Below are 18,088 nucleotides of genomic sequence, written 5' to 3'. Positions count from 1 at the left end.
GGTTTTGCATCCTTTCTCTCAACTCTTACCTTTTCACTTAAAACTCAAAACTTTCAATTCAACTCTCAACTTTTAACTTTCAACTCTCAACTCCTTTCAGGTTGCACCGCTACCATCCCCGGTGTGTTCAATACTTTTCTGACCTGGGCTTGAAGCCACTGGTGATACATGCGATTAATTAGATTGGCACGAGTCACTTCATTTAACCGGGTACTTGTGAACCGATCCAACCGCACCACCCAGAAGATGTCTGCGATCGGCACTGGACCGTAAACGACACCGACTTGTTCACTACAAAATAATGTCGTTAATTCATCGGGCAGGGTCGATAAAGGCACAGGACCCATTCGTCCTCCCGTTTCTCGTTCACTGCCCAGCGAATATTGTTGTGCCAGTTGAGTAAAGTCTGCACCATCATCTCGGAGTTGAAAATATAGCTCCTGGGCTAACGATAAATCATTCAACTGAATCAGTGAATATTCAACCTGATCCAGGTCAGATTTAATTCGCAGAAACTCCGACTCAACCTGGTTTGCAAACTGAAGTTGCTTAAATTTTTGCACTCTCATCTCTCGCAAAATCACTGAGTTGAAATACTCTGGTGTGACTTCTTTGTATTGACACCACTGGGCAACAAAGCCCTCAAAATCATCTGGTAATGGGGTATTTCTCACTCCAGCCAGAATATGAAATATCTCCTGCTTCGTTAAGGAAACTTCTTTAACCGCTTCATCCAGTAATAGTTGTCCCACCAGGGACTCTAGAAGCTTGTACTGCACTAAGGCAGAAATAATTTGATCACTATTCAACAGACGGTGACCAATCTTTAAACAATTTCTCACGACAGTGTTCCTGATCTCTCAATCGGAATTGCTGATTCTGGGGTTGAAAAGTTATTGAATGAAAGAATAGCATGATTCTTCGGGCTTTCACTTAACTGGAACCAGTTTTAAAACCGTTCTAGTTAAGCCGTTACTGAACAGAGGAATGGTGCCTGCTAGATCCCCGTTTTCTGTGAGAATTGTTTGGTCAATTAGATTAAGCTCAACGGCATACTGGGAATCTTGGCGGACAAGTTGCCCATCGCGTCAGCCATAAGGGAGAAAGAAAAAAGCTGGGGATCTAAACTTTTTATCCTTTCAGACAATCACTCCAAAATCCGGAACTTGCAGAAAGTTAATTAATTAGAACTCAGTCTTGAAACAGTTCTAATTATTAGAAATTGGGCTTTCAGGTAAAAAATATAACACGCTTGCCCCATCCATTCTATGTAATTGAGGATGATCGATTCAAGTTGGTAAAGCTTGAAATCTCCTGTAGAAAATGATCCTGCTTCAATCTGAGTTTAATTTTCAAATTTGACTATGCTTGTATAGCAGAAGCAAGATAAGCTTTAGAAATATCTGAGCTTTTCAGGTTGGCTAAATGTTTTAATTTCTTTATTCTGGTATAAAGTTAGATTTGATGTAGGCTAGCATTACGGGTACATACCGCTATCTAACTCGTTCAAGATTTTTCTGCACTACCAATGAATTTAGCGATCGCATTCATTCCAGCGATTTTCAAATCTATAAGCCACAAATCGACTAGAAATTTGTAATTCAAGTTTGTGGCGTATTTGCGGGCATTCAAGGCGAGTATTCGATTAAACCCATTCGGTTCAGGAGTCAAAATTCTAGCTGATTTTCTTGGCTTCCTGAACCTGGATTCTGACGCAGTGTGAGACAGATCGTTAAACGGCTGAGTTCATTCAGATCAATTCAGTTCACCAATCACGAGGATATCACCATGAGCATTAGTGCCCAGAAAGGATTAGAAACCATCCTGAATCTATTACAGAACAGTCCTGAAGTAGCACCTGCAACAACCAGTCGGGCACCTAAAGGAACTGGCAGAATTGGCAACACTGCACCAACTATTTCTAATAATGATCTGTTAATTGGGGATGATGGGGATAACACTCTGGTCGGCGGTATAGGAGATGATGCAGTCTTTGGCGGTAATGGTAATGATGTTTTGTTTGGGACTTTTGACTCCACTGTTCTAAAGGACGATGGAGGGAATGATGTCCTCTTTGGTGACGCCGGAAATGACCAACTCTTTGGTGGGTCCGGAAACGATTTTCTGGCTGGAGGAACAGGAAATGATTTGCTAGACGGTGGCCTTGGCGATGATCAACTGATTGGTGGAGATGGGGTTGATTTCGTGTTTGGTGGGGCAGGGCGTGATCAATTCATCTACGAAGGCAATATGTTTGCCAATGGAGTTCCTGCCCTGGCTGGGCAAACTGGTATCAATGTGTTGAACCAACCGGATATCATTGCAGACTATACCATTGGCGAAGATCAGTTCGCCTTTGACCGATTAGATTTGGGGCTTGAAAGCCTGGTATTTCAGCAAGGGGTCTCTTCCCAAATTGCCGCTGATGGTAACGCGATCGCCCTGCTTGACCCATTCCCCGCTGCCGGAGCCGCCGCCCGTGCGATCGCCAATAACGACAACATCACCTCCGGTGCAGGCGTTTTTGTTTATTTCAACTCAACTCTGGGCATCAATCGTCTGGTTTACTCTAACGATCTCGCCAATGGCGGTGACATCAGCGTACTCGCCAATCTAGATAATCAGCGAGGTGAGGCTGGGCTGGCAAGCTTACCCGCTTTTTCTGGCAATGATTTTGCTTTGATCTAGTTATTTAGTCATCGGTTATTGGGAAAGGATCAGGTGTTAGATGTTAGGTGTTAAGTAACCAGTTGTTGGTTGTTAGTTTTTAGTGATTAAGCAGATCAATCTAACAACCAACAACTCTCAACTCTCAACTTTCCCCTCTCTCAACTACTGTCTATTGTGGAATTATCCTGATTATGAATCGGCAGGTATTAAAAGGTGGAACGGTTGTTTGCTCTGCGCTGCTGGTATCTGGTTGGGTACAATCACCAGCTCCAGAATTGACCGATGACTGTGCAGAGCGGTCTGCCAAAACAGTGCCTCCCAATCAGGTGAGTGAGTCAGAGAAACATTGCCTTAAACAAACAGCGATCGCACCCACCCTTAATCCCCCTGAACCGTTATTTGATCTGCAATGGGGCGATCGCAAAACCAATCAGCTTCCCCGCAAAATGGAAGCTATGTACGATGAATTACTCAATCAGGCGCAGGCATCGGCAAGCCGTGATCACTTTGCTGAGGCAATTTCCACCATTGCAGGCATTCCTAAAAACAGCCGTCACTACGAAACAGCCCAACAACTACAGGAGGACTGGTCGCGGGAACTGATGCGACAGGCAAGTAATCAGTGGCAACAGGCACAAATGAAAGCCGCTATTTCAACCCTGAGTCACATTCCAGCAACCAGCCAGTTAGGCGATCGCGTGACTGAACTGAAGCAACGCTGGAAACAGCAAGCAATGGTGCTGGAGCGGGCGATCGCGGCTAAAAAAGCGGGAGACTGGCAGAAGGTGATTGATACCATCCGATCCCTGGAAGGCTCACCTATGTATCACAGCCTTCCCGTTCAAGCGTTGCTACAGCAGGCAATCACCAACCTCTATGAACCTGACCAAACCCTACTTCAAATTGCCACGGCAGACCTGCCTACCGTCCAGCTCCCCGTTGATAACAAGTTTTAGACCTCCAAAATCTTGACCTCCGAAATCTTCGAGATATCGGAGGTCTGGGCGGAAGTCGAGGATCTTACTTTCAAATCCCCAATCGTTGATAAACCTGATCCAGATTCTTCAAATGGTGTTGGGGGTCAAAACAGTCGTCTAGATCTTCAGTGGAAAGTTTTTCTGTGACACGAGCATCCTGGCTAAGTCGCTGGCGGAAATTGCCATCCGGTTTATTCCAGGCAGCGTGAGCATTGGACTGCACGATCGCATACGCTTCTTCCCGGCTCAATCCCTTATCTACCAGGGCAAGCAGCACCCGCTGGCTGAAGACCACACCACCATAGACATTTAGATTGCGGCTCATGTTTTCGGGATAGACCAGCAGATTCTTCACCAATTCTGTGATTTCGACCAGCATGAAGTGAGTCAGGATGCAGGCATCCGGAAACGCTACTCGTTCAACGGAACTGTGGGAAATATCTCGCTCATGCCAGAGGGCAACGTTTTCCAGCCCTGCTACGGCATAGCCCCGCACCAATCGTGCCATCCCGGTTAACCGTTCAGACCGAATTGGGTTGCGTTTGTGGGGCATGGCAGACGATCCTTTCTGCCCCTTAGAAAAATATTCTTCTACTTCTAGAACGTCTGTGCGCTGGAGGTTACGGATCTCAACGGCAAAGCGTTCGATCGACGCTGTGAGGAGAGCAAGGGCATTGAGAAAATCCGCATGGCGATCGCGGGAAACCACCTGCGTTGAAGCTGGATCAGGGGTCAGTCCCAAGTTTTGACAGGTGAGTGCCTCAATTTTCGGGTCAATATTGGCATAGGTGCCCACAGCACCGGAGATTTTACCGACGGCGATCGCCTGTTTCTGGAAGCAGAGGCGATCGCGATGCCTCAAGACCTCAGCCAGCCAGCCAGCCAGCTTAAACCCAAACGTAATTGGCTCTGCATGAATTCCGTGGGAACGACCAACCATGACCGTATTCCGATGCTGTTGCGCCTGATAGCGAATTGCCTGAACCAGCGCCTCAAGCTGCGTCGCAATTACATCCAGACTGGCGACCAGTTGCAGCGCCAAAGCCGTATCCAGCATATCCGAACTGGTCATACCCAGGTGAATGTAGCGTCCGGCTTCCCCCACGTATTCATTCACATTCGTCAGAAAGGCAATCACATCATGCTTGACTTCCTTCTCAATCTCCAGCACCCGCTGGGGGTCAAACCGTGCCTTTGCTTTAATTTCTTCGACCGCTGCCGCTGGAATGTAACCCAGTTCTGCTTGAGCCTCGCAAACCGCGATCTCAACTTCTAACCAGGTCCTTAGCTTATACGCCTCAGTCCAAATTTCGCCCATTTCGGGCAGAGTATAACGCTCAATCAAGAGATCGTCGCCCAGAACACAACCGTCCTATTGTACAACTGCGTTCTGGTGAATTTGTTGCCCATGCCCGATAAAGTCGCCTTGGCGACTATTCGCGAAGCGTTCCCACAGGGTTAGACGGGGCTATACGGATAAAACCTGCCTCCGCAGATTATGGAAATCCCTATTTGCCTAAGTCCGTGCAGGCGGACTTTGTTTGTGTAGTCGCGGTTTTAACCGCCGGACACTTTTCAAACCCCCCTCACCCCTCGCCCCTCACCCCTCACTCCTCACCCCCAAAATGGTTGCCAAACTCACGCAACTGCATACTAGTTAGCATCCTACCTCTATCTCAAGGTAGATATTAAGTTTCATGGGCATGGTTGTTACCTTTTGACCTGAGCGGGAAGACTGGTGGGAGTTTGACCATGATGAATCCAAATGAACATCCAACCTGGGGCGATCGCCCATTGGCTGAAACAAACGGCAGGCACCACAGGACTAGTCAGCCTGGGTGCCCTACTGCTGGCAGCTCCCATTTTTCTGACGGCTCAACCAGCCAGGGAAGCCCCTCAACCGATTACGGCAACTATTCATCCGATGATTCCCACCATTGCCTACACAGCCGCGACCAAACCGGTTCGTGTAGAGATTCTTCTGAGCCGTCGTCAGGCAATTCTCTACCGGGGTAACACTCCCCTCAAGCGCTACCCGGTGGGAATTGGCAAACCAGGGTGGGAAACTCCGCCTGGCAGTTTTCAAGTTGTGCAGAAAAAACGCAACCCTGCCTGGATTAGCCCCTTCAGTAACGAAAAAATTTCATCCAAAGATCCCAGAAATCCCTTGAGGGGTTATTGGATTGGGTTCTGGAAGGCGGGTAAAAACTGGATTGGGTTTCACGGTACCCTAGACCCTGGAACCATTGGTCGAGCAGCTTCCCACGGATGCATTCACATGCGTCAACGTGATTTAAAGGATCTGTTTGCCCAGGTTAGTCTGGGAACGCCTGTAAAAGTTATGCGTTAACGGGAGATCACAACCGGGGCTTCACCGTATCTTCACGTAAATAAGTGTGTTTAAAGCCCTATTTTCAGTCGGTAAAGATGAAAGTCTGGCTAAAGCACTAACTATAGTCTACTGTTCCCTATCCCCGGCTCAGTAGACATTAAGGTAGCGTGCCACGTCTTTTGATCGAACGAGGGTTTAATGCTGCCTCAGCGTAGATTGGTATGGTTCCTGACCTGGCTGCTCACGATCGCCCTGAGCCTTTTTTTCAGTGCTTTTTTCAGTGTCAGTCAGGCAAGTGAACCGACTGAGGCGCTCCTGCGGCAAAGTAGACAACATTACGAAGCGGGTCAACTGAATCAAGCCAGAACGCTCCTGCAACAGGTGCGGCAGCAATCCCAGTCCAAGGGCGATCCCTTAACGGGAGCGATCGCCCTCAGCAATCTGGCATTGGTTGAAAGCCAGCAAGGCAATTGGACGGCAGCCAATCAGGCGATCGCCGATAGTCTGCAAACCCTCCGGGCTGCGGCAAATTCTTCTCCAAAAACTACCGTCCTGGTGCAGGTGTTGAATGTGCAGGGACGTTTACAACTGGCTCAGGGAAATGCTCAGGCGGCTTTACAAACCTGGCAACAGTCAGCCACCCTTTACCGGCAGGTTGGCAATTCCAATGGCGAAATTCAGAGCCAGTTGAGGCAGGCACAGGCACTCCAGGCAGCGGGCCTTTATGCCCGTGCCTACCAGGATGTTCTGCTGCCCTTACAGGATCGCCTGCAAAAACAGCCAGATTCCACCATCAAAGCCTGGGGACTGCGGAGCCTGGGGGAGGCGATCGCCGTTGTCGGTAACCTAACCACAGCTCAACAATTAACTGAATCAAGTCTGGTCGTTGCCCAACGATTGAACAATGCCCAGGAAACCGCCGCCAGCCAACTGACCCTGGCAAATTTGCTCTCTGCCAGAGTCCGGGAAATGGGTCGTGCTGGTAGCCTTAAGAGCTGGCAGAGGGAACAGATGGAGCAGGACACCGCCACTGCCCTTTCCCTTTACGAACAGGTGAGCGATGTATCCTCCGTCAACAGGCTACGGGCACAACTGAACCGACTGGCACTGCTGGTAGATAGCGATCGCCCAGCCGCAGCCATTCAACTGGCAAAGGCACTCCAGGCAGAAATTTTCACTCTGCCTGCCGATCGTCCTGGGATTGAAGCCCGACTGAACTTTGCTAACAGCCTGCTGCGATTACAGAAAACCCCAGCCACAGAAACGATTGGCAGCAATGAAATCCTCTTCCTCCTGACCGCCACCGTGGAGCAGGCAAGAGGGCTGAATGATCCCCGCTTGATTGCCAGTGCCCTTGGCAACCTGGGACGGGCACAAGAGCAGAACCAGCAAATTGCCCTTGCCCAAACTACCACCGAGCAGGCAGTGTTGATCGCCAAATCAACCAGCGCCACTGAACAGGTCTATCGCTGGTCTGTACAACTGGGGCGACTCCAGGAACAGCAGGACAATCGACCGGGGGCGATCGCCTCCTACACCCAGGCAGTGAATGTCCTCCGTGCCCTTCGCAGCGACTTACTTGGGGTGAATTCAGAAACGCTGTTGGTCGATCAGGAAGCACTGGAACCCGTCCACCGTCAATTGGTCAATCTGTTGCTACCGGAAGATGGCTCCCAGGCAAACAGCGCTATCCTCCGACGCACCCGTGAAGTGATCGAGTCCCTTCAACTGGAGGAAATTAACAACTATCTCCGGGCTGCCTGCCTCCAATCCCAGGTTGAGATTGACAGGATTCCGGTGCCTCAGAAAACCGCCGTAGTCTATCCCATCATTCTGCCGCATCGGATCGCCATTATCGTTAGCGAAGCCGGACAGGAACCCAGGCTCTATAACCAGCCCATCAACCAGGAAACCGTTGAAGCAACGGTCAGAGACCTCCAGGAAGGTTTGCGGAACCGCATCAGTCTAGAATTTCAACCGCCTGCAGAAACGCTCTATAACTGGTTGATTAAACCGATTCAAACGGAGTTGCAACAGCAACAGATCGAAACCCTGGTCTTTGTGCTGGATGGGGCATTTCGCAACATTCCCATGGCAGCACTGTCGGATGGAGAGCAGTTTTTAATTGAACGGTACAGCCTTGCCACTACGCCCGGTCTGCGGCTCACCAGTCCCCAACCCCTCCAGGCAAAAGCCCTTTCCAGTGTTGCCTTTGGGCTGACGGAATCCCGCACGATCGCCCTTCCCGGTGGTCGCTCCCAAACCTTCTCAGAGCTAGAATTCGTCGAACCGGAACTGCAAGACTTGCAACAGGAAATTCGCCCCTCCACAGTTCAACTGAACCAGCAATTTACCCGTAATCGCTTCCATGAATTGTTGCAAAACTCCCAGGTACCCATCGTTCACCTGGCAACCCACGGGCAGTTTAGCTCGAACCGGGAACAGACTTTTCTGCTGGCTTCCGATGGGGTGATCACGATTGACGAACTGGCGATCGCCCTGGGTGCCAACAGCGATACCCGCACTACCCCGATTGAACTGCTGGTGCTGAGTGCCTGCGAAACCGCCAGTGGGGACGATCGTGCCCCCCTCGGTTTAGCCGGAATTGCCCTCAAATCGGGAGCCAGAAGCACCATTGCCAGCCTGTGGAAGGTGAATGACAATGCCACGTCTCTACTGATGCAGCGCTTCTACCGGGAACTGGCAACCCGCCAGGTAACGAAGGCGGTCGCCCTGCAACGGGCACAACGCGCCATCCTGGACGATCCCCTATTTCGCCGCCATCCCTACTATTGGGCACCGTTTGTTCTGCTTGGTAACTGGTTATAACTGGAGGTTCCTATGCCACGTCGCAGTCGTGTGAGTCAGCCTCAATCCCAACCGGGAGGGCGGCAACCAGGGGCAAAAGCATCTGCTCAACCGTCCTTACCAAAGGGGCAATCCAGTGCTTTGCTCTGGCTGCTGACCTGGGTTGCGATCGCCAGTCTACCGGCTCAAGCTCAGGTCGTGCCGGACAACACTCTCGGCAATGGCAACAACTCCGTCACCAATACAATCAACAACCGCACGGACATTACCGGAGGGTTACGGCGCAGTTCCAGCCTGTTCCATAGCTTTGAGCGGTTTAATGTAATTACCAACCACCAGGTTTACTTTGCTAATCCAACCGGCATTCAAAACATCTTCAGTCGAGTCACGGGTGGCAGTCTTTCCAGCATTGATGGCACCTTAGGGGTTGCGGGTGCCGCGAACCTGTTTTTCATTAATCCCAACGGCATCATCTTTGGACCCAATGCCCGTCTGGATGTCTCCGGTTCCTTCTTCGCCACCACCGCCGATGCCCTGGTGTTTCCCGACAGCCAGCGATTTGCCGCCAGGGGCGATCGGGCAGTACCCCTGGTCGAGGTGAATATTCCCATCGGTCTGCAATACGGTGCCAATCCTCCCGCCATGTTAACCAACCGGGGCACCCTCGCCACCGGACAGGATTTGACTCTAGCAGCAGGCAACCTGGACTTGCAGGGACAGATCCAGGCAGGACGCGACCTCACCCTCCAGGCAACGGATACCGTCAGAATCCGCGATACGGTGGCAGAACCCTTTAGGGCGCGATCGGGCAGAGATATGGTGATTCAGGGCAATCAGAGTGTGGATATTCTGGCGTTAAATCATCTGTCCCAAACCCCCTTTGTCAGCGGCAGCAACATTAGCCTGATCAGCGATGGCTTAATTTCCACAGACGCTCACTTCACTGGCGGTGGAAACTTTTCTATCCGCACCTTGCAGGGAGATATTGGCAACTTTGTCAGTCTGTATGACCCGATCATCAACATGGAAGGCGATTTTAATGTCGGCAACTACACAGGAGCTTCTTTACAGGTCAATGCAGGCGGCAATATCGCCTATGGCAATGTCACCATTAATGCGATCGATGCAGCAGTAGACGCTTTCCGTCCTGCCTTTGTCCTGAATGCGGGTGGAAATATCACGGCGAATGGTGATGTGGCAACCACTGTTCCGGGAGGGTTGCTGCGCGTTGATTTTGAAGCCGTCGGAGACATCACCCTCTCCAGTGCTGACCCAAACGTAACCAGAATCATTCAAGCTACAACCAATGACCCCAATAGCTTTAGCATCATCCGGCTTAATTCGACCGCTGGTTCGGTCATTCTCAACCGTGCCGTGCTTAGCGCTTCTAACTCAAATCCGGCGACCACAGGCGGTGCTGGAGCAGGCGATATTTTTATTAGAGCTGCCCAAAACATTGATATTACTGAGAGCGCAATTGAAAATGAAGGATCCTTTGGGCGGATCTTTATTGGGCGAGCTAATTCGTTTGAAACGCCGGTGGGTGAACGGGTAACTATCGACCGCAGTTTTTTAACGGCAACTAATAGCTTAGGTGGCACAGGAGGATTGATTGACATCAACATTCCTGGCAATGCCACAACTCCTGGCACTATCACCGTGACCAACTCTTCTCTACAAACAGCATCGGCGAATCAGGCTCAGGGGGGTGAAATTAACCTGACAGCCGGAAACGCTGGATCGGCTGGATCGATAGATATCAGCGGCTCTTTTCTGGATGCCAGCATTAGTGACCAGGGGGGGACTGGATCCAGAAATCCAGGGGTGAGGATGAATGCCGTTGATGGCAGTGTGACCATCAGAAACAACAGCCTGGTCACCACTGCGGTGAACCAGGGCACTACTGCAACAGCAGTAGCAGGTCCCATTGAAATTACCGCTGCTAACGTTTCGGTCACCGGAAGTTCATCCCTCAATGCCACCACTGCTGGTGCAGCCCCAGGGGGAGCGATCGCGATTAACGCCAATTCAGTTACCGTCAATCAAAGCAGCCAGATTAATACATCAGTTCAAAATACGGGGACTGCCGCTGGAGGATCGATCACCATTGTCACAGACGCCTTTGACCTGGATCAGGGAGGTAGGGTTCAGGCACGTACCTTTGGCAGCGGCGATGCTGGTGATATTGCGCTAACCTTTACCAACACTGCCACGATCGCCAACTTTGATCCGCAGTCGCAGCTTTACAGCGGCATGTTCACCGATACGCTAAACAGCGGCGTTGGCGGCAACATTACCATCAATAGCTCTGCCAACCAGGTAGGGGAACTCACCCTGAACAATGGTGGCTTTCTGAGTGCCCGAACAGCCAGCCCTGGTGGAATTGCAGCAGCGGGTGGCAACATTGAAATCAATGTCAATAATTTGAATGTGCTCAATGGTGGACAGGTACTCACCACCAGTTCTAGCTTTGGTAATGCGGGAAGTATTACGGTGAATGCAGCAGGTAGTGTCACTATTGCTGAGAGCCGCACGGCTCCGTCCGATCCGGTATCCCCTTTCACCAACCCGACATTTACCATTCTTAGCCTGGATGGACTGGTACCCAACACCCCAACGGCTAACCCGTTTGTAGAACAGTCAGATACCATGCCGTTTATTTCCTTGCAACGGAATCCAACTGGCGCAGCAGGTAGAGTTTTTGCCACTCCCAATGCGTCTGGTGATGCCGTAGCAGGGGGGACGGATATAGGAGCTGTCAATGACTTTGACTATTACGGTTTCACTATCAGTCAGGATGGTAGCCGTGCCATCTTTGACATTGACAATAATCTTTCTGTTCCTATCAGCAATGTAGATACCGAACTGTTTCTGTTCGATGCCCAAACCGGACAACTGCTGGCAAGTAACGATGACTTCTTCCCGGCAACGGCTGGTAGTGTCAGTGCGCTGGATTCCCGCATTGCCTTCAATTTCAATTCAGCCGGTCGATATGTCCTGGGTGTTGGTCGGTTTAACACAACCGCATCCAGCGGCAACCCCATTACTGGTACACCCTTAGCCGCCACCGATGCTTACCGGCTGCAAGTTTCATTGCAAAACCAGGGAATTGGAACGGCTGACCTGAGCGATCGCAACCCTAATCAGGGGCTGACCAGTGGCTTGTTCAGTAATACCCAACCCCCCGTAGACATTCGCATACCAGGAAGTGGAACAGGAGGAGCCATTACCGTCACTGCTCAGACAGGGCAAATTAACCTTTCTGACCGGGGCATCATTAATGCCAGCACCGCTGGGCTGGGACAGGGTGGCAGTGTGTTGCTACAGACCGGAAGCGGTAGTGTTTCAGTCACAGGCGGTGCCCGTGTAGAGACCCGGACAACTGGAGTGGGAAATGTTGCCAATTTTGGTGGCGACGCTGGAAACATTGTCGTTAATGCCCCAGAAATCACAATTTCCGGGTCTACCTCTGTAAATGGACAACCCTTCTACAGCGGTTTGCTGGCATCCTCGGATACTGCCAAAAGCGGGCGAGGCGGCGCAATCATCATTAACAATGTGTCCAGTGGAGCCGCTCCTGGGAACAGATTGCTGATTGAGAACGGAGCATTTCTCAGTACCTTAAACCGCAGTGACCAGGAGGGGCAGGGCATTGAGATCAATGTTGCAAACTTGCAACTGCTGGATGGTGGACAGGTGATTACGGCGGCTGAAGGATTGGGGAGAGCGGGTGGAGTTACAATCAATTCTCCCAATGTTCAGATTGCTGGCACCAATACTGGGTTCGTACCACCCCCCCCTTTGCCCAATGGCAGCGGTACTCTACCCTGGGTAAGTGGTGGTCAAACAGTTGATCTGGCTGCACTTTCCAGTACCTTTGAGCAGGCGATCGACTTTTCTACAACCGTTCCTCACGTCACCATTCAGGGGCAGGGGGGCACCTTCGACTTCTATCGTCTTGATAGTGTCAATCCGGGCAACCGCATCGTGGCAGATATTGATAATGACCTGGTAACCGCAGGCAATCGGTTTGATGCCGAAATTTTTCTATTTGATAGCGCCGGAAACCTGCTAACTCGCAATGACGACTCGCGCCCGGAGGGCAATACACGCGGTAGTAACAATCTCCCTGGACAGGGCAATCGAGACTCCTATATTGACTTCACCTTTACAACTCCAGGCACATACTTTATTGGAGTTGGCAGATTCCCCTCTAACCCAGTTCCCGGATCGGTTGCCCTCACAGGAACTCCTCCCCTTGCGACCGATGGTTATACGCTGCATCTTTCGGTTGACCAACGCAATACCTTGAATCCCAATCAAAACGCCAGTAGTGGTTTATTCGCCCAAAGCACTGCTGTAGGAGGTGCAGCCGGAAATATTACTGTGAATGGTGGAGGGATCGGGCTGCTTTCTTTACAAAATGGTGCCCAGATTTCTGCCTCTACCGTTTCTGGAGCAGGTGATGGTATTACATTGCAAGGGTTGAGTAGCTTGCAAGTAACGGATAGTTTGATTTCTGCTTCTACCACTGGAAATGGCGGCAGTGCTGGAAATGTGACGATTAACGCAGCCAATTCTGTCGTTCTGAGTGGAACGCTAGCCAGCAGCAATTCTCCTGTTCCTGCGGGCTTGACCACTCAAGCAACGGAAGGAAACGGCGCTTCTGGAAACATTTCCATTACGACCAACCAATTAACCATTCAAAATGGTGCTGCAATCGCCGCCTCAACCGACTCCGGGATTGGTGGCAACATTGTTCTGGAAGAATTGAACACTCTTCAGCTAAACAATGGGCAAATTGCTGCATCAACTGGAACAGGACAGGCAGGAAATCTGACGGTAAATAGTGGTAGCACTGCCGCAGATAACATCACCTTAAGCAATAGCAGTTCCCTATCCTTGGCTGCACCGACCCCCGGTGGTTCTGGTACAGCAGGTAATATCTTCCTCAATACTCAGCAATTAATCCTTCAGGATAATTCATCAATTGCAGCATCTACCGCTGGCAGTGGACAGGCAGGCGACCTGACGGTTAGTGCTAATGGCGGAACTGCTAACTCTATCGCGCTGCTTAGTGGCAGTAACTTAACTCTGGCATCGACAGGCAGTGGCAATGCAGGTAATGTCCTACTGGACACCCAACAGTTGAATGTGAGTAATTCACTTATTTCTGCTTCCACCGTTTCGGGCATAGGTGGTGGTATCTCCCTTCAGGGGCTTAATACCCTCCAGTTAAACAATGGCCAAATTGCAGCAGAAACTGGAACTGGACAAGCAGGCAACCTGACCGTCAACAACAATGGCACCGCCGCAGAAACCATTACCTTAAGCAATAGTAGTTCCCTATCTCTGGCAGCCACGACTCCCGGTGGTCCCGGCACCGCAGGCACCATCTTCCTCAACACTCAACAGTTAACCGTTCAGGGTAATTCATCGATTTCAGCATCTACCGCTGGCAACGGTCAGGCAGGCAACCTGGCGGTGAGTGCCAATAGTGGAACTGCCAACTCTGTTGCGCTACTCGACGGCAGTAACCTGTCTCTGGCATCCACAGGTGGCGGCAATGCAGGCAATGTTCTACTGGATACCCAGCAGTTGAATGTAACGGATTCATTAATTTCAGCTTCCACTGTTTCGGGAACTGGTGGCGGTATCACGCTTCAGGGTCTCAACACCCTCCAGCTCAACAATAGTCAAATTACAGCGGCAACTGGAACCGGACAGGCAGGCAACTTAACTGTCAATAGCAATGGCATCGCCGCAGAAACCATTATCTTAAATAACGGGAGTGCCCTCTCTCTAGCAGCAATAGATGCCAATGGTGCTGGCACGGCAGGCAACATTTTCCTCAATACGCAACAGTTAACCGTTCAAGCAAACTCCTCCATTTCCGCATCCACCGCTGGCAGTGGACAGGCAGGCAACCTGTCAGTGAGTGCCAATGGGGAAACTGCCCGTTCCATTAATCTACTGGATAACAGCAACCTGACTCTTGCATCTACAAGTAGCGGCAATGCAGGCAATGTTTTACTGGACACCCAACAGTTAAATGTAAGTGACTCATTTATCTCCGCTTCCACTGTTTCCGGCACAGGCGGGGGTATTACTCTTCAGGGTCTAAATTCGCTTCAAATGAATAATGGTCAAATTACAGCGGCAACCCAGTCTGGGCAAGCAGGTAACGTATTTGTCAATGCCTCTGATTCGGTGAGGTTAGACAACAGTGTTTTATCGGTTGAGGCGGGTGCGGGTGGAACGGCAGGTAACCTGACCATCAACGCTGGTAACCGGCTAACCTTAAATAATTCACAAGCAACCGTGAGTAGCCCTGCCGGACAGGCAGGGAACTTAGCGGTTCGGACGAACGATCTCCGCATGAACCGGGGCACTCTGGAAGCAGTAGCGGGCGAAGGCGCGGGTGCCAACATCAACATCCAGGTGTTGCAGGGACTTTTGCTAATGCGGTTTAACAGTTTGATATCAGCCGATGCCAGAAACCAGGCAAATGGGGGCAACATTACAATCAATGCACCTTTCATCATTGGGCTGACCTTTGAAAACAGTGACATTGCTGCCGATGCAGTCCAGGGAAGAGGCGGCAACATTAACATCACGACCAATGGCATTTTTGGTTTGCAGTTTCGTCCCAGACGCACTCCCTTAAGCGACATCACTGCCAGTTCGCAATTTGGGGTCAGTGGCAATGTCGTTCTAAGAACCCTGAATATTGATGCCACCCGTGGGCTTTCACCACCACCGATTATCTTTAATGATGTTTCTCAAGTGGTGGGTGGAGTCTGTGAAGCCGTCGGTGCCAAACCGACTCAGAACAGTGAGTTACGCATCACCGGACGAGGCGGGGTGGCATTAAGCCCTACCGTTCCCTTACCCGCTCAGTCCCCTGGTAGCGATTGGGTTTCCCTGGAAGTCATTCCCCAGGCACCGATGGAAGTGACCTTACGCAATGGTTCTACCGTCACCCTGGAGCCAGGACAAACCTATCAGTTGCAGGCAACCTGTGTCCAAGGCTGGAAAGAACAGGTGCGATCGCCCCTCTAACTGCCATTGCCCATTACGTCAGTCCTACCTCATTTGCCTAACCCCATACCCATTTGCTTGATAGATCCATGCCGCTCGTTTAACAGAGTAATCCTATGAAACCGCTTCACTCCGTTAAGTCCGTGTTGGTTTCCCTCTTACTCCTTCCGGGAATTTCGATCGCCCACCCTGCGATCGCCCAATCTCCCTCTCACCCAACGAACCAATCGTTTCAAATCGCCCAACGTCGTCGTACCCTTTCCTGGCGTGTGGGGGTACATCGGAACAACCGCAACAGCGATACCGTCTACATAGGCAGTTGGATTCAGCGCCTTAACCCCGATCAGATGAAGCCTGCACCGGGCTTTAACCCCAAACTTCTGGTACAGGAGTTAGCGCGGGCATCCGAAATTGAAAACCCGCTACTGTATTCAGAATTAGGGATTTGGCAAGATGCTGTGACAACGCTCATAGCCCTGCGACAAAAACAACCTCATAATCAAGAATTGAAAGAAGATTGGGGTCGTCTACTGAAAGGCGCACAGATGAGTGAGTTTACCAATGCGCCTATCCTCGGAGCCAAGTAGCTCACGGTTTCCCACTCATCCCTACTAAGAGTCCTAATCCATGCGTTTATTCACAATCGTTAAGACCATATCGATTGCGGCATTACTGAATACCATTACATTGATTGATTGGGTTGCCCCCTTACCGTTAACCACCAATCATACAACCACCAGATTTAGTTGGGTTCGCCCTGCTGCCGCCCTCCCATCTCAGGGAACCCTGGTTTCCAGACGACAGCGGCTCAATTTTCGGGTAGGAGTGCGTTCCTCTAGCTATCGGGTCGGTGGTTTCAGTCGCTCCGCTGCCTGTGCCAAAGATCAAATGCTAACTGCCCTGGTGCCGCCCCCCCAATCCCAGGAACGGTTGTCAAACAATGAAACCACTGTTGATAAAACCGCCAGCGATCGCCCCACCTTTTTTGTATATCTACCCGCCCTTCCCAGCCAAACCGCTCAGTTTACCCTGCAAAATGAAGCGGGGACTCAACAATTGCACAGCGTTAAGTTTAAGCTAACGGGCAAACCCGGAATTGTTGGAATTCAACTGCCCAGTTCTGCCCCTGCCTTACAAGTGGGACAGAAGTATGTCTGGCAGGTAGCAGTTGCCTGTGAACCGGATGATTCCTCTAGTAGTACGGTGATTAGCAGTTGGGTCGAGCGGGTTAAACTACCAGCCATTTCGGGTGAAGCACAAATGGTTGCCCTGGCGGAACAGGGTATCTGGCAGGATGCGGTAGCACTACTGGCAATGCAGCGATTTCAGGAGCCGGACGATCGCACCACTGCCGAAAACTGGGCAGCCTTAATGGAAGATGCCGGACTACCCCAGTTCAAACAGGCTGAAATTGTGCAAATTGTGAAAAATTGAAGCGAGGGAACGCTATGCAGTTATCTAAAGGTATCACCAGACTATCCATGGCTATCCTGGTGAGCGCGATCGCAGGGGGTTCCCTGATTCAATCTGCAACTGCCCTGCCACAACAGGAAACCCTGGTGGCACAAGCCTCCCGCAGACGATTGAATTTCCGGGTGGGGGTGCGTCCATCCCGTTATCGGGTAGGGGGGTATAGCCGCTCCAGTTGTCGCACTCAGCCATTACCTGGGGCGCTGGTTCCTCCGTTAGAAAAACGGGAAAGTCTGTTTGCGACCAGAACGTCTGTGGACAAAACCATTGCTACCCATCCTGTGTTTTTTGTCCACTTACCCTCCCTCCCCCCTCAGACGGCTCAGTTCACCCTCAAAAATGAGTCGGGCACGGAACTCTACAGCACCGAGTTTGAAATCACTGGCAAGCCTGGAGTGGTTGGGATTCAGCTACCCGACTCTGCCCCTGCTTTGCAAGTGGGACGCAAGTACTCCTGGCAAGTAGAGGTCATTTGCATTGCCAACGAACCCTCCAGCCTGTATACAATCAGCAGTTGGGTCGAGCGGGTCAGTGCGCCTAAGGTCTCTGACGATATTCTGCTTACCACCCTGGCAGAGCAAGGCATCTGGCAGGATGTTGTAACTTTGCTGGCAACCCAACGCTACCAGGAACCGGGCGATCGCGCCATTGCCGAAGACTGGGCGATTTTGATGGAAGATGCCGGTCTATCCCAATTCAAACAATCGCAGGTAGTGCAGATCGTCAAAAACTGACTAAAGCACTGCTAATTTTATAGGGTGGGCATTGCTTTTATCTCTGCTCAAAGTAG

At 50.9% G+C, this 18,088-nt stretch carries 11 protein-coding genes; 8 read left to right on the top strand and 3 right to left on the bottom strand.

What is annotated here, in order from left to right; translation table 11 throughout:
* Positions 1 to 86: 86 nt before the first annotated feature.
* Both AC1S52_RS16115 and AC1S52_RS16110 read right to left on the bottom strand, forming a co-directional pair.
* Positions 87 to 842 carry a peptidylprolyl isomerase gene (locus AC1S52_RS16115; RefSeq protein WP_482030050.1) on the bottom strand — a complete coding sequence of 252 codons (756 nt, stop codon included), beginning with the start codon at positions 840 to 842 and terminating at the stop codon, positions 87 to 89.
* 664 nt (positions 843 to 1,506) lie between these two features.
* Positions 1,507 to 1,671: a hypothetical protein gene (locus tag AC1S52_RS16110; protein WP_482030049.1), complete on the bottom strand. Its 165-nt coding sequence runs from the start codon at positions 1,669 to 1,671 to the stop codon at positions 1,507 to 1,509.
* A gap of 117 nt (positions 1,672 to 1,788) precedes the next feature.
* Here AC1S52_RS16110 and AC1S52_RS16105 point away from each other — a divergent pair, with 117 nt between their 5' ends.
* Positions 1,789 to 2,688 (top strand): calcium-binding protein, encoded by a 900-nt coding sequence (locus tag AC1S52_RS16105; RefSeq protein WP_482030048.1) that lies wholly within the window; start codon positions 1,789 to 1,791, stop codon positions 2,686 to 2,688.
* A 173-nt stretch (positions 2,689 to 2,861) separates the two neighbouring features.
* Positions 2,862 to 3,626 (top strand): hypothetical protein, encoded by a 765-nt coding sequence (locus AC1S52_RS16100; protein WP_482030047.1) that lies wholly within the window; start codon positions 2,862 to 2,864, stop codon positions 3,624 to 3,626.
* A 70-nt stretch (positions 3,627 to 3,696) separates the two neighbouring features.
* On the opposite strand, the gene purB is transcribed toward AC1S52_RS16100, so the two are convergent.
* On the bottom strand, positions 3,697 to 4,992 hold the full coding sequence (gene purB / locus AC1S52_RS16095; protein ID WP_482030046.1) for an adenylosuccinate lyase: 1,296 nt from the start codon (positions 4,990 to 4,992) through the stop codon (positions 3,697 to 3,699).
* 420 nt (positions 4,993 to 5,412) lie between these two features.
* On the opposite strand from purB, the gene AC1S52_RS16090 reads away from it, so the two are divergent.
* From AC1S52_RS16090 to AC1S52_RS16065, 6 genes are all read left to right on the top strand, one after another.
* On the top strand, positions 5,413 to 5,997 hold the full coding sequence (locus AC1S52_RS16090; RefSeq protein ID WP_482030045.1) for a L,D-transpeptidase: 585 nt from the start codon (positions 5,413 to 5,415) through the stop codon (positions 5,995 to 5,997).
* Positions 5,998 to 6,177: 180 nt separating this feature from the next.
* Positions 6,178 to 8,808 (top strand): CHAT domain-containing protein, encoded by a 2,631-nt coding sequence (locus tag AC1S52_RS16085; protein ID WP_482030044.1) that lies wholly within the window; start codon positions 6,178 to 6,180, stop codon positions 8,806 to 8,808.
* A 12-nt stretch (positions 8,809 to 8,820) separates the two neighbouring features.
* Positions 8,821 to 15,849, top strand: coding sequence for a two-partner secretion domain-containing protein (locus AC1S52_RS16080; RefSeq protein ID WP_482030043.1), 7,029 nt, complete (start codon positions 8,821 to 8,823; stop codon positions 15,847 to 15,849).
* Positions 15,850 to 15,944: 95 nt separating this feature from the next.
* On the top strand, positions 15,945 to 16,415 hold the full coding sequence (locus tag AC1S52_RS16075; protein ID WP_482030042.1) for a DUF928 domain-containing protein: 471 nt from the start codon (positions 15,945 to 15,947) through the stop codon (positions 16,413 to 16,415).
* Positions 16,416 to 16,455: 40 nt separating this feature from the next.
* Positions 16,456 to 17,262 carry a DUF928 domain-containing protein gene (locus tag AC1S52_RS16070; protein ID WP_482030041.1) on the top strand — a complete coding sequence of 269 codons (807 nt, stop codon included), beginning with the start codon at positions 16,456 to 16,458 and terminating at the stop codon, positions 17,260 to 17,262.
* A gap of 14 nt (positions 17,263 to 17,276) precedes the next feature.
* Positions 17,277 to 18,032, top strand: coding sequence for a DUF928 domain-containing protein (locus AC1S52_RS16065; protein ID WP_482030040.1), 756 nt, complete (start codon positions 17,277 to 17,279; stop codon positions 18,030 to 18,032).
* Positions 18,033 to 18,088: the final 56 nt, after the last annotated feature.

The sequence above is a fragment of the Kovacikia sp. CALU 1929 genome (genome assembly GCF_056784235.1).
Note: the sequence above shows the minus strand (reverse complement) of the source record. Positions and strands in the feature narration are given on the sequence as shown.

Bases quoted from the DNA above. Each gene is read 5' to 3' on its own strand.
- AC1S52_RS16105 (WP_482030048.1), top strand. From the start codon at position 1,789: ATGAGCATTAGTGCCCAGAAAGGATTAGAAACCATCCTGAATCTATTA.
- AC1S52_RS16100 (WP_482030047.1), top strand. From the start codon at position 2,862: ATGAATCGGCAGGTATTAAAAGGTGGAACGGTTGTTTGCTCTGCGCTG.
- AC1S52_RS16090 (WP_482030045.1), top strand. From the start codon at position 5,413: ATGAACATCCAACCTGGGGCGATCGCCCATTGGCTGAAACAAACGGCA.
- AC1S52_RS16085 (WP_482030044.1), top strand. From the start codon at position 6,178: ATGCTGCCTCAGCGTAGATTGGTATGGTTCCTGACCTGGCTGCTCACG.
- AC1S52_RS16080 (WP_482030043.1), top strand. From the start codon at position 8,821: ATGCCACGTCGCAGTCGTGTGAGTCAGCCTCAATCCCAACCGGGAGGG.
- AC1S52_RS16075 (WP_482030042.1), top strand. From the start codon at position 15,945: ATGAAACCGCTTCACTCCGTTAAGTCCGTGTTGGTTTCCCTCTTACTC.
- AC1S52_RS16070 (WP_482030041.1), top strand. From the start codon at position 16,456: ATGCGTTTATTCACAATCGTTAAGACCATATCGATTGCGGCATTACTG.
- AC1S52_RS16065 (WP_482030040.1), top strand. From the start codon at position 17,277: ATGCAGTTATCTAAAGGTATCACCAGACTATCCATGGCTATCCTGGTG.